This is a genomic window from Pseudomonas putida, from assembly GCF_005080685.1.
Classification (GTDB): domain Bacteria; phylum Pseudomonadota; class Gammaproteobacteria; order Pseudomonadales; family Pseudomonadaceae; genus Aquipseudomonas; species Aquipseudomonas putida_V.
In genome coordinates this window covers 904,580-918,289 of the sequence record NZ_CP039371.1, presented here as the reverse complement: position 1 = coordinate 918,289, position 13,710 = coordinate 904,580, and the positions used below count along the sequence as shown (strand labels likewise).

The following is a 13,710-nucleotide window of genomic DNA, read 5'->3' as shown; positions in this document are numbered from 1 at the left end:
AGAATCAAGCAATTCGTGTGGGAGCTCATCAGCAGGCTGATGTCATCGATTAAGGAGGTGATCCAGCCGCAGGTTCCCCTACGGCTACCTTGTTACGACTTCACCCCAGTCATGAATCACACCGTGGTAACCGTCCTCCCGAAGGTTAGACTAGCTACTTCTGGTGCAACCCACTCCCATGGTGTGACGGGCGGTGTGTACAAGGCCCGGGAACGTATTCACCGCGACATTCTGATTCGCGATTACTAGCGATTCCGACTTCACGCAGTCGAGTTGCAGACTGCGATCCGGACTACGATCGGTTTTGTGAGATTAGCTCCACCTCGCGGCTTGGCAACCCTCTGTACCGACCATTGTAGCACGTGTGTAGCCCAGGCCGTAAGGGCCATGATGACTTGACGTCATCCCCACCTTCCTCCGGTTTGTCACCGGCAGTCTCCTTAGAGTGCCCACCATAACGTGCTGGTAACTAAGGACAAGGGTTGCGCTCGTTACGGGACTTAACCCAACATCTCACGACACGAGCTGACGACAGCCATGCAGCACCTGTGTCAGAGTTCCCGAAGGCACCAATCCATCTCTGGAAAGTTCTCTGCATGTCAAGGCCTGGTAAGGTTCTTCGCGTTGCTTCGAATTAAACCACATGCTCCACCGCTTGTGCGGGCCCCCGTCAATTCATTTGAGTTTTAACCTTGCGGCCGTACTCCCCAGGCGGTCAACTTAATGCGTTAGCTGCGCCACTAAAATCTCAAGGATTCCAACGGCTAGTTGACATCGTTTACGGCGTGGACTACCAGGGTATCTAATCCTGTTTGCTCCCCACGCTTTCGCACCTCAGTGTCAGTATCAGTCCAGGTGGTCGCCTTCGCCACTGGTGTTCCTTCCTATATCTACGCATTTCACCGCTACACAGGAAATTCCACCACCCTCTACCGTACTCTAGCTTGCCAGTTTTGGATGCAGTTCCCAGGTTGAGCCCGGGGCTTTCACATCCAACTTAACAAACCACCTACGCGCGCTTTACGCCCAGTAATTCCGATTAACGCTTGCACCCTCTGTATTACCGCGGCTGCTGGCACAGAGTTAGCCGGTGCTTATTCTGTCGGTAACGTCAAAACAGCAAGGTATTAGCTTACTGCCCTTCCTCCCAACTTAAAGTGCTTTACAATCCGAAGACCTTCTTCACACACGCGGCATGGCTGGATCAGGCTTTCGCCCATTGTCCAATATTCCCCACTGCTGCCTCCCGTAGGAGTCTGGACCGTGTCTCAGTTCCAGTGTGACTGATCATCCTCTCAGACCAGTTACGGATCGTCGCCTTGGTGAGCCATTACCTCACCAACTAGCTAATCCGACCTAGGCTCATCTGATAGCGCAAGGCCCGAAGGTCCCCTGCTTTCTCCCGTAGGACGTATGCGGTATTAGCGTTCCTTTCGAAACGTTGTCCCCCACTACCAGGCAGATTCCTAGGCATTACTCACCCGTCCGCCGCTGAATCAAGGAGCAAGCTCCCGTCATCCGCTCGACTTGCATGTGTTAGGCCTGCCGCCAGCGTTCAATCTGAGCCATGATCAAACTCTTCAGTTCAATACTGCTTGGGTTTTTAAGAAACCCTAAACTTGGCTCAGCAATCTCAAATGACTATGTGATTTCTCGCATGGTCACTTGTGATGCTGATAATCTTTTTGACTATCAGTCCGTACTCACAAGCACCCACACGAATTGCTTGATTCAATTTGTTAAAGAGCGTTTGGTTAAGAGCGTTTCGTCTCAACCGAGGCGCGCATTCTACGCTTTCCTCATTTCGTGTCAAGCGTTTATTTTGAAGTTTTTTCCGAGAAACTCGTTTAGCTTCAAACACTTGACTCGCTGCGATCTCTCGTAGCGGGAGGCGAATAATACAGCGTTTAAAACCGCTGTCAACTGCCTTTTTCACCGCTGCCGATCAGTTGATCGAAGCCCTTTCAGCGCTACCGAACTATATAACTCGTTGAATATCAAGGAGTTTTTCGTTCCGTTGTCGCTGGAAGTGGTGCGCATTATAAGGAGATTCGAAACGGCGTCAACACTTAATTTGAAGATAATCAGATATTTAGGGGAATAGGCCGTATCGAGGCTGGCCCACCGCCATTCAAGCCTCCCTCCCCCGCCTCCTGACCAACCTGGGCAACCGCCGAGAAACGGCAGGGATGCGCAACACCATCAACACACCCCCAATGAAGGCATACATAGCCCACTCCCTCAGGTCCGACCTGACGATCCACAAAAAATGCAGCAACCCCAACCCAAGAATCACATACACAAGCTTGTGCAGCTTCTTCCATCGCGCACCCAGCCGTCGCTGACTATAACGGTTGGACGTGACCGCCAACGCCAGCAACCCGACAAACCCGAGCGCCCCCACAATGATGTAGGGCCGCTTGCGCAATTCCACTGCCAACTGCCCCCAGTCCAGGCCGAGGATGAAGAACAGGTAGGCCAGGATGTGCAGCACTATATAAGCAAAGCACCACAGCCCCAGCTGCCGGCGCATCACGATCCAACCCGACCACCCCGTCAATTTCTGCAACGGCGTCATGCTCAGGCACACCAGCAGGAAAGTCAGCGCACCAAGCCCGACCCGGTCCATCAGGATCTTCCCCGGATCAGGCCCAAGCTGGCCCATGCCCGCCTCATACAACCAGCACAGCGCAAGCAGGCATCCGATTACGAAGATCGCCAAGCGTAACCAGGGATAGCGCATCAATAGTTCTTCCGTAGATCGAGCCCCGTGTACAGCGACGCAACCTCATCGGCATAGCCATTGAACATTTGGGTCTCCCGCACATTCGGGCTGAACAGGCCGCTGGGCAGGCGCCGCTCACGCGCCTGACTCCAGCGTGGGTGATCGACCTGCGGGTTGACGTTGGCATAGAAGCCATACTCGGTAGGCGCCAGGCCCTCCCACGTGGTGCCCGGTTGCTCGGCGACCAGGCTGATGCGCACGATCGACTTGATGCTCTTGAAGCCATACTTCCACGGCACCACCAAACGCAGCGGCGCGCCATTCTGGTTAGGCAACTCACGGCCATACATCCCCACCGCCAGGATTGCCAACGGGTGCATGGCCTCGTCCAGACGCAACCCTTCTCTGTATGGCCAGTCGATCAGGGCGAAGCCCGAGCGCTGCCCAGGCATGTGCTGCGGGTCATCGAGCGTCTCGAACCGCACATACCGCGCCTTCGAGGTGGGCTCCACCTGCTTGAGCACCTGCGCCAGCGGGAACCCCAGCCACGGGATCACCATCGACCAGGCCTCGACGCAGCGCAGCCGGTAGATACGCTCCTCGAGCTGGTAGGGTTTGACGAAGTCTTCCAGCGCATAGCGCCCGGGCTTGCCCACCTCGCCATCGACCACCACGTTCCAGGGTTCGGTCTGCAGGCTGCCGGCATTGGCCGCCGGGTCGCCCTTGTCGGGCCCGAACTCATAGAAGTTGTTGTAGTGGGTGGCGTCCTTGAATGGTGTGATCGCCTCACCCTGCACGGTCACCGCCTGCCAGCGCGTGGCAGCGAGCTTGTCGGCGAACCAGCCTGGCGCGGCGCCCGCCTCGACATCGGCATAGCGGCTGGCCTCGGCCGCTCGCCCGACACCCGGCAAGGCACCCAGGGCGATACCTGCCAGGGACGCACCCAGCAGCTTGCGGCGGGAAAGATAGAGATGTTCGGGGGTGATCTCCGCTGCCTTGCAGTCGGAAGACCTGGGAAGCTTGATCAGCATGGCGGCTCCACAGCACTGGATAACGGATGTACCAGTAAGACTATGGAGCCGGAGGGTTATTCCACCATTAAATCATTATCAGGATTTACGGCGGCGCGAACGCAACAGGAACTGGATCGGCCCGGATGCTGCGTAGGCGAGGAAGATCAGCAGCAAGATACGCGGTGGGTCGCTGAACACCACGGCGAACACCAGCACCACGGCAAGGATCGCCACGAACGGCACGCGGCCCTTGAGGTCGAGCTCCTTGAAGCTGTTGTACTTGATGTTGCTGACCATCAGCATGCCGGCGGCAGCCACCAGCAGCGCCACCAGGAACGACAGCTTCGAACCCTGGATGCCGTAGTCGCTGAACGCCCAGACCGTACCGGCCACGACGCCGGCCGCGGCCGGGCTGGCCAGGCCGATGAAGTAGCGCTTGTCGGCGGTACCGACCTGGGTGTTGAAACGTGCCAGGCGCAATGCAGCGCCCGCGACATAGATGAAGGCGACCATCCAGCCGACCTTGCCCATGTCGCCCAGCGCCCAGCCAAAGGCCAGCAATGCCGGCGCCACACCGAAGGCGACCATGTCCGACAGCGAGTCGTACTCGGCACCGAAGGCGCTCTGGGTATTGGTCATGCGCGCCACGCGGCCATCCAGGCCATCGAGGACCATGGCGACGAAGATAGCGATGGCGGCAAAGGCGAAGTATTTGCTCGCCTCGCGTGGGTCACCGGCACTCAGGGCGCTCTGTGCGCTCATCGAACTGATGATCGAATAGAAACCGGCGAACAGGTTGGCGGTGGTGAACAGGTTGGGCAACAGGTAGATGCCGCGATGACGCACCTTGCGCCCTTCGGCGTCATGACCTTCTTCAATGTGCTCATCGACAGGTAGCAGGCTTTCGGCGTCGGAGGGCTTGTTCGGCTCTTCGGGACGTTCGCTCATGGAGGGTACCTTGCAACAGGATGGAAAATGTTCGACAACGGGCCCGCAAAACAGGTTCTGACAGCGGACCTCTGGCCTGCTTTATACCAGATGCGCGCTGCCAGAACGAAAAAACGCGGCCGAAGCCGCGTTTTTCATGTTTCGAGAAGACTCAGTTCTTGGTCTTGTCGACGATCTTGTTGGCCGAGATCCAAGGCATCATCGAGCGCAGTTGCTCACCGATGATTTCGATGCCGTGGGCAGCGTTGTTACGACGCTTGGCAGTCATCGATGGGTAGTTGGTGGCACCTTCGGAGATGAACATCTTCGCGTACTCGCCGTCCTGGATGCGCTTCAGAGCGTTGCGCATGGCCTTGCGGGATTCTTCGTTGATGACTTCTGGACCAGTGACGTACTCACCGTACTCGGCGTTGTTGGAGATCGAGTAGTTCATGTTGGCGATGCCGCCTTCGTACATGAGGTCAACGATCAGCTTCAGCTCGTGCAGGCACTCGAAGTAGGCCATTTCCGGCGCGTAGCCAGCTTCGACCAGGGTTTCGAAACCGGCTTTGACCAGCTCGACGGTACCGCCGCAAAGAACAGCCTGCTCACCGAACAGGTCGGTTTCGGTCTCGTCCTTGAAGGTGGTTTCGATGATGCCGGTACGACCGCCACCGACGCCCGAAGCGTAGGACAGGGCGACGTTCTTGGCGTTGCCCGAGGCGTCCTGGTAGATGGCGATCAGGTCAGGGATGCCGCCGCCTTTGACGAACTCGGAGCGAACGGTGTGGCCTGGAGCCTTTGGCGCGATCATGATCACGTCCAGGTCGGCGCGCGGCACGACTTGGTTGTAGTGGATCGAGAAGCCGTGGGAGAAGGCCAGGGTAGCGCCCTTCTTGATGTTCGGCTCGATCTCGTTCTTGTACAGAGCGCCCTGGAACTCGTCCGGGGTGAGGATCATGACCAGGTCGGCAGCGGCGACGGCGGTAGCCACGTCGGCAACTTTCAGGCCGTGGGCTTCAGCCTTGGCAACGGTAGCCGAACCTTTACGCAGACCGACGGTAACGTCTACACCGGAGTCCTTCAGGTTGCACGCTTGAGCGTGGCCCTGGGAGCCGTAACCGATGATGGCGACTTTCTTACCCTGGATGATGGAAAGGTCGCAGTCTTTATCGTAGAAAACTTTCATGAAAATACCCCTGGTTATATCTCGGCCCCTGCGGAGCCATTGCTAGTTTTTGAATTTAGATGCTGAGCACTTTGTCGCCACGGGCAATGCCGGTAACGCCGCTGCGCACGGTTTCGAGAATCGATGCAGTGCCGATCGCCTGGATGAAGCTGTCCAGTTTGTCGCTGGTGCCGCTCAGTTGCACGGTGTACACGCTGGCGGTCACATCGACGATCTGGCCACGGAAGATATCCGTGGTGCGCTTGATCTCGGCGCGCTGGGCACCGGTGGCCTTGACCTTGACCAGCATCAGTTCGCGCTCGATGTGGGCGCTTTCCGACAGGTCGACGAGTTTCACCACCTCGACCAGCTTGTTCAGGTTCTTGGTGATCTGTTCGATCACTTCGTCATGGCCAACGGTGGTCAGCGTCAGACGCGACAGGGTCGGGTCTTCGGTCGGCGCCACGGTCAGGCTTTCAATGTTGTAGTTGCGCTGGGAGAACAGGCCGACCACGCGAGACAAGGCACCGGGTTCGTTTTCCAGCAGCAGGGAAATGATATGCCGCATATCAGGTACGCTCCGTCTTGCTCAGCCACATGTCACGCATCGAGCCATCCTTGATCTGCATCGGATAGACGTGCTCGCTGCGGTCGACCGCGATGTCGATGAACACCAGGCGGTCTTTCATCGCGAAGGCTTCTTCAAGCTTCGGCTTCAGGTCCTTCAGGCTGGTGATGCGGATACCCACATGACCATAGGCCTCGGCCAGCTTGATGAAGTCAGGCAGCGACTCGACATAAGAGTGCGAGTGACGGCCGTTGTAGGCCATGTCCTGCCACTGGCGGACCATACCCAGCACACCGTTGTTCAGGTTGACGATCTTGACCGGCAGGCCGTACTGCATGCAGGTCGACAGCTCCTGGATGTTCATCTGGATGCTGCCTTCGCCAGTCACACAGGCAACGTCCTGATCCGGGAAGTTGAGCTTGACGCCCATCGCCGCCGGGAAACCGAAGCCCATGGTGCCCAGGCCACCGGAGTTGATCCAGCGGTTAGGCTTGTTGAAGCGGTAGTACTGCGCCGCGAACATCTGGTGCTGACCGACGTCGGAGGTGACGAAGGCGTCGCCATTGGTCACTTCGCACAGGGTCTCGATGACTTTCTGAGGCTTGATGACGTTGCCGTCGCCCTTGTCGTAAGGGAACAGCTCGCCGTTGCCACGCCATTCGTCGATCTGCTTCCACCAGGCATCCAGCGCCGCCTTGTCAGGTTGCTCGCCGATTTCCTTGAGGATGCCGAGCATCTCGCTGAGCACGCTGTCGACCGGACCTACGATCGGCACGTCGGCCTTGATCATTTTGGAGATCGACGCTGGGTCGATGTCGATGTGGATGATCTTGGCGTTCGGGCAGAACTTGGCCGGGCCGTTGACCACGCGGTCGTCGAAACGCGCACCGACAGCGAAGATCACGTCGGCGTTGTGCATGGCCATGTTGGCGGTGTAGCTGCCGTGCATGCCGAGCATGCCGAGGAACTGGCGGTCGGTACCCGGGAAGCCACCCAGACCCATCAGGGTGTTGGTGACCGGCAGGTTCAGCGACTTGGCGATTTCGGTCAGGGCTTCGGAGCCACCGCCGAGGATCACGCCGCCACCGGAGTAGACGATCGGGCGCTTGGCGGCCAGGAGCATCTCGGCAGCCTTACGGATCTGGCCGGAGTGACCACGTACCGCCGGGCTGTACGAACGCAGCTTGACCTTCTTCGGATAGACGTATTCGAACTTCTCGGCCGGGTTGGTCATATCTTTTGGAATGTCGACCACGACCGGACCTGGACGGCCGGATTGCGCCAGGTAGAACGCCTTCTTCAGAACTTCGGCGATCTCGGTCGGGTGCTTGATCATGAAGCTGTGCTTCACGATCGGCCGCGAGATACCGATCATGTCGGTTTCCTGGAAGGCATCGGTGCCGACCATGGTGCTGGGCACCTGGCCAGACAGGATGACCATCGGGATGGAGTCCATGTAGGCGGTGGCAATGCCGGTGATGGCATTGGTGGCGCCTGGGCCGGAAGTCACCAGCACCACGCCGGCCTTGCCGGTGGCACGGGCGTAACCGTCCGCCATATGGGTAGCCGCCTGCTCGTGACGAACCAGGATGTGTTCCACTTCCGGTTCTTTGAACAGTGCGTCATAAACATGAAGGAGAGCACCACCAGGGTACCCGTAGATGTGCTTAACGCCTTCGTCACGCAAGAAGCGGACGACCATTTCAGCGCCGGATAAAAGCTCCACGTTGTTCACCTCTAAAACGCCAGAATACCGCCCTCACTGGGCGGGTCTTAATAGGTTTACTGCCAAGCAGAGCATGAGCGAACGTTCAGCACTGACTGAGCAAGTATTGGGAATTCCCCAGAGTGTTGCGGGGTTATCCCACCCAGCGCGAGGTAACGCGTTGCGGGGTGTAACAAGTCGGCGCGGGTGTGCGCCTCATGATCTGCTTAGCGGGTCTGCTTCTGGCAGTCCCTCTACAGCGGAAACTGGATTCTTCTGATTCGCGGCCTACAAGTCAAGAAAAATTATTGCCAATTTTTCCCCAAGATGAATTCGTTCCACCACTAAAAACCAACTCAGCAGCAGAAAAATTAAGATTTCCACAAAAAAGGGCCACAATCTGCGGCCCTTAAAGGAAAAAGAGAAGAAATCAGGCGCAAGCGCCGATCAATTGGTCGAATGCTGCCAACAAACGGCGCAGCTCGCGACTCTGCTCCGGGCGGTCGGTGAACACGGTTTCGGCCATGACCAGGATGCCGGAGGCATTGGGCAGCGGGTGACCATGCTCGAGGATGAGCTTCATGCGGGGCAGGAAAATCCACTGCAGCCACTGCTCGAAGGCCATGCTGTCGACCGCGAACGGTACGGTGCTGGCCAGCGCCTCGGCATTGGGCGCCTCTGCGCTCCACCAGCCCTGCACTTGCAGTTCGCGCTCGATCAGCAGCAGGTGGTCGGCGATTTCCAGGATGCGCGGCTCGACCATCACGAGTTTACCTGCGCCTTTTGCCGCGCCAGGGCCGCACCGGCACTGTCACCCTGCTTCTCGCGGGCCTGGGCGATGGTGTTCCACAGCTCGGCTTGCAGGTCCGGCCGGCCATTGGCGTAGGTCAGGGCGCGGCGCGCCAGCTGCTCGGCCTGGGGCGCATCGCCCTGGGACAGGCGCACCTGGGCCAGGCGGAACAGCACCTGCGGCTCACGCGGGGCGATACGCTGGGCACGTTCCAGGCTCGATGCAGCGCCATTGAAGTCGCCACCGCCCTGTTGCTGCTGGGCGGTGGTGAGCAGCGCCAGCACCGGGCCGTCGAGCTGTTCGTCCGCCGACAGGCCACCTGCGGCTGCAGTGCTACGCGGGATGCCGGTAGGCGCACTGCTGGCGGCCGGGGTATTGCTCATGGCAGCGATGTCGAACGGTTCGTCGGCGATCGGGTTCGGATTGGTGGTGATCGGCGCGGAACTGATCGCCCCACCGGTAACCGGCCCAGGCGTGATCGGCGTGGTGCTGATCGGCGTGGCACCGGAGCCTTGCGGAATCATCACCGTCACACCCGAATCCTCGGGCAGCGATTGCGCCTGGGCGGTGCCACCGCTCGGGCCGGCCGCTGTCCGGTTGGCCGAGACCCGCTCACCGTTGGAGACGCGGGTGCTCGAATCGACCACCGGGATGTTGCCCCGTGGAACGCTGGAGCAACCCTGGAGCACTACCAGTGCCGTCACGGCAGGAAACCACCACTTTTTCACTTCACACCTCATCAATGCTGCCGCAGCTTAGTTCATCCAGCCTTTGACCCAGTCCATGACCGACTCCGCCGGATTTTGCTCGCCGCCACAGGTCGCGCCGGCGGCTGGTTCACTCCCGCGAATATACGGCATCTGCACCGCTCCCGGACAGCTACTGTCGGAACCCTGGCCGTTGTAGGGATCGATCCAGGCCTGCACCACGTTATCCGGCTGTGGCATGTCCAGCGGCAGCGGGTCGGCCTTGCGCATGAAGCTGGTCCAGACCTGCAGCGCGCCGGTAGCACCGGTGAACGGCGTCTTGCCGTTGTCGTCGCGGCCAAGCCATACCACTGCCAGCAGGTCCTGGCTGAAGCCGGAGAACCAGCTGTCGCGCGAATCGTTACTGGTACCGGTCTTGCCCGCCAGGGTCAACGACCTTGGCAACACGTTGTACACCGAACGGCCGGTACCTTCGCGCATAACCCGCTGCATGGCGTTCTGCACCAGATAGATGGCACCTGGGTCGAAGGTTTGCTGGATCTGGAACGGATAACGCTTGAGCGGCTCGCCTTCGGCAGTGAGCACGCTGCGAATGCCGCGCATCGGCGTATTGAAGCCGCCGTTGGCGATGGTCTGGTACATGGTCGCGACCTGCATCGGCGACATGCCGCCAGCGCCCAGCAGCATGGCCGGGAAGGGCTGCCAGTCGACGTTCACGCCCAGCCGGCCGATGGTCTTGATGACGTTCGGCACGCCGACTTCCAGGCCGAGCTTGGCGGTAGACAGGTTCAGCGAGTTGGCCAGCCCCTGGTACAGGTAGATGGTGCCATGGGCGCGTCGGTCGTAGTTCTGCGGGCGCCAGACCTGGCCATTGGCACCCTTGACCGAGAACGGCTCATCCTGCACCCAGCTGGTCAGGGTGTACTTGCTGGGCTGTTCGAGCGCAGTGAGGTACACCGCCGGCTTGACTAGCGAGCCGATCGGACGCGAGGCGTCGATGGCGCGGTTGAAGCCCGCGAAACCCGCCTGGCGGCTGCCGATCAAGGCCTGTACCTCGCCGGTTTCCGGATTGGTGACGACCATCGCCGACTCCACTTCGTCGGCGCCCTTGCGCCCGGTCAGGCGCTTGAAGGTCTCGCTCATGGCGGTCTCGGCCTTCATCTGCAGGATCGGGTCGAAACTGGTGAAGATGCGCAGGCCTTCTTCGGTCAAGTCTTCGTCGCGGTAGTCCTGGCGCAGCTGACGCTTGACCAGGTCGAGGAAGGCCGGGAACGAGCTGTCCGCCAGGCTGCCACGCTTGGTCACGCCCAGTGGCATCTTCTTCGCCGCCTCGACCGCTTCCTTGCTCGCCACGCCCTGCTCGGCCACCAGGTCGAGTACCAGGTTGCGGCGCGCCAGGGCACGCTCGGGGTAACGGCGCGGGTTGTAGTAGGACGGCCCCTTGACCATGCCCACCAGCAAGGCGATCTGGTGCAGTTTGAGTTCCGACAGCGGCTGGCTGAAGAAGAACTGGCTGGCCAGGCCGAAGCCGTGCACGGCGCGCTGGCCGTCCTGGCCGACGAACACCTCGTTGAGGTAGGCCTCGAGGATTTCGCGCTTGTCGTAATGCATCTCGAGCAGCACGGCCATCATGGCCTCGGTCAGCTTGCGGCTGAGGCTGCGTTCGCTGGTCAGGTAGAAGTTCTTCACCAGCTGCTGGGTCAGCGTACTGCCGCCCTGGCGCATCGAGCCTGACGAGGTGTTGACCCACATCGCCCGGGCGATCGACTTCGGCGACACACCGAAGTGGCTATAGAAGTCGCGGTCTTCGGTGGCCACCAGGGTTTCGAGCAGGTACGGCGGCACCTGGTCGATCTTGATCAGGATGCGATCTTCGAGATTCTTGGGGTAGATGCCGCCGATCATCAGCGGCTCGAGGCGCACGACGTCGAGCTTGCTGCCATTGGCACCGGCGAGGCCCGCGACGTAGTCGCCCGAGAAGCGCACGCGCACAAACTGCGCCGGCTCCATGCCCTCGTAGAACTGGAAGCCACGGGTATTGAGGTCGACGGTATTGCCGTTGACCGACACCGCGCCCGGGCCGTCGGCCGCGGTTTCCCGGCGGTAGCCCAGGGCGTCGAGTTCGGTGAGGAAGTCGGTCTTGCTCAGTTTCTGGCCGGTGAACAGCTCCAGTGGGCGTGCATAGACCTTGGCTGGGATGGTCCAGCGCTTGCCGGAGAACTTCTCCTGGACGATGGCATCGAGGTAAACCGCGAAGCCGGCGACGATCACCAGGCCGACCAGGCTGAGCTTCAAGGCCCAGCCCAACCAGGCGCGTGAGCGGCTGTTCGGGGCTTTTTTAGGGGTACGGGGATTTCGGGTTCGAGTCATGGCGGCGGATTATACGCACTTTATAAAGGCTGGGCAGGCGCCCTCTGGCGGTATGCAGGGACGGCACCATTGACCATAATGGCGCATTCGAATTCCCTGCCCAGGAAGGATTTCCAGTGAGCCAAAGCTTGATCAACGCGTTGCAGAACCCCGCCCTGTACCCTCACCCGGTGGACGGGTTCAAACTCATCGAGACGCATATTTCCTGGGTTCTGCTCACCGGCGAGTACGCCTACAAGATCAAGAAGCCGATGAATTTCGGCTTCCTCGACTTCACCAGCCTGGACCAGCGCGGGCACTTCTGTAACGAAGAATTGCGCCTGAACCAGCGCCTGACCGACGGTCTGTACCTGGAGGTATTGCCGATCACCGGTAGTGCCGAGCAACCGCAGATCGGCGGTGACGGCGTGGCGATCGAGTACGTGCTGAAGATGCGCCAGTTCCCCCAGGACCAGATGCTCAATACCCTGCAGGCCAATGGCGAGCTCAACGCCGGTCACATCGACCAGATGGCCCGGCAGATCGCCGAATTCCACTTGCAGGCGCCCAAGGTGCCGGTCGACCACCCGCTGGGCACGCCTGAAAGCGTGATGGCCCCGGTCGAGCAGAATTTCGAGCAGATTCGCCCGTTCCTCACCGACAAAGCCGACCTGCAACAACTCGAAGCCCTGCAAGCCTGGGCCCGCAGCAGCTTCGAGCGCCTGCACGGCCTGCTCGAGACGCGCAAGGCCGATGGCTTCATCCGCGAGTGCCACGGCGACATTCACCTGGGCAACGCCACCCTGATCGACGGCAAGGTGGTGATCTTCGACTGCATCGAGTTCAACGAGCCGTTCCGCCTGACCGACGTCTATGCCGATGTCGGCTTCCTCGCCATGGACCTGGAAGACCGCGGCCTCAAGTGCCTGGCGCGGCGTTTCGTCAGCCAGTACCTGGAACTGACCGGCGACTACGCAGGCCTCGAGCTGCTGAACTTCTACAAGGCCTACCGCGCCCTGGTGCGCGCCAAGGTCGCGTTGTTCAGCCTGTCGCCCGAGTCCGATGGCGTACAGCGCGCCACGACCCTGCGCACCTATCGCAACTATGCCAACCTGGCGGAAAGCTACAGCGCCATTCCATCGCGCCTGCTGGCCATCACCCATGGCGTGTCGGCCGTGGGCAAGAGCCACGTGGCCATGCGCCTGGTCGAAGCCCTGGGCGCTGTACGGGTGCGCTCGGACGTGGAGCGCAAGCGCCTGTTCGGCGAACAGCAGGGCGACAAGACCGGCCAATTGGCAGCGGGCATCTACGATCAGGACGCCAGCGCCGCCACCTACCAGCGCCTGCACGCGCTGGCGGCGACCATCCTGCGCGCCGGCTTCCCGGTGGTGCTCGATGCCACCTACCTCAAGCATGCCCAGCGCCAGGCCGCTGCAGAAGTGGCCAACGCCACCGGCGTGCCACTGTTGATCCTCGACTGCCAGGCGCCGGAAGCGGTTATCGCCAGCTGGCTGCAACAACGCCAGGCCGAAGGCGGCGACCCGTCGGACGCCACCCTCGAGGTGGTCAAGGCCCAGCAGGCCAGCCGCGAGCCGCTGGACGCGCAGGAGCAGGCGCACAGCAAGCGTGTGGATACCCAGGACAGCAGCAGCATGGACCAGGTGATCGACCAGGTTCGTCAGCGCCTGCCAGGACTGTAAGCACTGTTGAAGCCCCATCGCCGGCTTGCCGGCGATGGGCTCAGCCCTCACCCATGGC

At 60.5% G+C, this 13,710-nt stretch carries 10 protein-coding genes and 1 rRNA gene; 1 reads left to right on the top strand and 10 read right to left on the bottom strand.

What is annotated here, in order from left to right; all coding sequences use genetic code 11:
• Positions 1 to 50: 50 nt before the first annotated feature.
• The 10 genes from E6B08_RS04470 to mrcB all read right to left on the bottom strand — a co-directional run bounded on the left by E6B08_RS04470 (position 51) and on the right by mrcB (position 11,973).
• Positions 51 to 1,587: ribosomal RNA gene (locus E6B08_RS04470) — 16S ribosomal RNA — on the bottom strand.
• A gap of 544 nt (positions 1,588 to 2,131) precedes the next feature.
• The gene (gene msrQ, locus E6B08_RS04465; protein ID WP_136912913.1) at positions 2,132 to 2,743 is read right to left on the bottom strand and encodes a protein-methionine-sulfoxide reductase heme-binding subunit MsrQ; all 612 of its coding nucleotides are present in this window, start codon (positions 2,741 to 2,743) and stop codon (positions 2,132 to 2,134) included.
• Positions 2,743 to 3,756: a protein-methionine-sulfoxide reductase catalytic subunit MsrP gene (gene msrP / locus E6B08_RS04460; RefSeq protein ID WP_136912912.1), complete on the bottom strand. Its 1,014-nt coding sequence runs from the start codon at positions 3,754 to 3,756 to the stop codon at positions 2,743 to 2,745. Before msrP ends, msrQ begins: the two co-directional genes overlap by 1 nt.
• Positions 3,757 to 3,834: 78 nt before the next feature.
• Positions 3,835 to 4,686, bottom strand: a complete 852-nt coding sequence (gene pssA / locus E6B08_RS04455; RefSeq protein WP_136912911.1) for a CDP-diacylglycerol--serine O-phosphatidyltransferase — start codon at positions 4,684 to 4,686, stop codon at positions 3,835 to 3,837.
• Between the two features lie 151 nt (positions 4,687 to 4,837).
• The gene (gene ilvC, locus E6B08_RS04450; RefSeq protein WP_003250043.1) at positions 4,838 to 5,854 is read right to left on the bottom strand and encodes a ketol-acid reductoisomerase; all 1,017 of its coding nucleotides are present in this window, start codon (positions 5,852 to 5,854) and stop codon (positions 4,838 to 4,840) included.
• Between the two features lie 55 nt (positions 5,855 to 5,909).
• Positions 5,910 to 6,401 carry an acetolactate synthase small subunit gene (ilvN, locus tag E6B08_RS04445; protein ID WP_003250040.1) on the bottom strand — a complete coding sequence of 164 codons (492 nt, stop codon included), beginning with the start codon at positions 6,399 to 6,401 and terminating at the stop codon, positions 5,910 to 5,912.
• Position 6,402: 1 nt separating this feature from the next.
• On the bottom strand, positions 6,403 to 8,127 hold the full coding sequence (locus E6B08_RS04440) for an acetolactate synthase 3 large subunit (protein WP_136912910.1): 1,725 nt from the start codon (positions 8,125 to 8,127) through the stop codon (positions 6,403 to 6,405).
• 409 nt (positions 8,128 to 8,536) lie between these two features.
• A complete protein-coding gene (locus tag E6B08_RS04435) occupies positions 8,537 to 8,869 on the bottom strand; it encodes a YqcC family protein (RefSeq protein ID WP_136912909.1) in 333 nt (110 codons plus the stop codon).
• Positions 8,869 to 9,636: a tetratricopeptide repeat protein gene (locus tag E6B08_RS04430; RefSeq protein ID WP_136912908.1), complete on the bottom strand. Its 768-nt coding sequence runs from the start codon at positions 9,634 to 9,636 to the stop codon at positions 8,869 to 8,871. The genes E6B08_RS04435 and E6B08_RS04430 overlap by 1 nt, the downstream gene beginning before the upstream one ends.
• A 15-nt stretch (positions 9,637 to 9,651) precedes the next feature.
• Entirely contained in the window at positions 9,652 to 11,973 is a 2,322-nt protein-coding gene (gene mrcB / locus E6B08_RS04425) for a penicillin-binding protein 1B (RefSeq protein WP_136912907.1), read from the bottom strand.
• Between the two features lie 116 nt (positions 11,974 to 12,089).
• On the opposite strand from mrcB, the gene E6B08_RS04420 reads away from it, so the two are divergent.
• Complete coding sequence (locus E6B08_RS04420; protein WP_136912906.1) at positions 12,090 to 13,652, top strand: AAA family ATPase; 1,563 nt, start codon at positions 12,090 to 12,092, stop codon at positions 13,650 to 13,652.
• Positions 13,653 to 13,710 lie beyond the last annotated feature (58 nt).

What these genes read in the sequence shown, in the direction of transcription:
- msrQ (WP_136912913.1), bottom strand. Translation starts at nt 2,743, where the DNA reads ATGCGCTATCCCTGGTTACGCTTGGCGATCTTCGTAATCGGATGCCTG.
- msrP (WP_136912912.1), bottom strand. Translation starts at nt 3,756, where the DNA reads ATGCTGATCAAGCTTCCCAGGTCTTCCGACTGCAAGGCAGCGGAGATC.
- pssA (WP_136912911.1), bottom strand. Translation starts at nt 4,686, where the DNA reads ATGAGCGAACGTCCCGAAGAGCCGAACAAGCCCTCCGACGCCGAAAGC.
- ilvC (WP_003250043.1), bottom strand. Translation starts at nt 5,854, where the DNA reads ATGAAAGTTTTCTACGATAAAGACTGCGACCTTTCCATCATCCAGGGT.
- ilvN (WP_003250040.1), bottom strand. Translation starts at nt 6,401, where the DNA reads ATGCGGCATATCATTTCCCTGCTGCTGGAAAACGAACCCGGTGCCTTG.
- E6B08_RS04435 (WP_136912909.1), bottom strand. Translation starts at nt 8,869, where the DNA reads ATGGTCGAGCCGCGCATCCTGGAAATCGCCGACCACCTGCTGCTGATC.
- E6B08_RS04430 (WP_136912908.1), bottom strand. Translation starts at nt 9,636, where the DNA reads ATGAGGTGTGAAGTGAAAAAGTGGTGGTTTCCTGCCGTGACGGCACTG.
- mrcB (WP_136912907.1), bottom strand. Translation starts at nt 11,973, where the DNA reads ATGACTCGAACCCGAAATCCCCGTACCCCTAAAAAAGCCCCGAACAGC.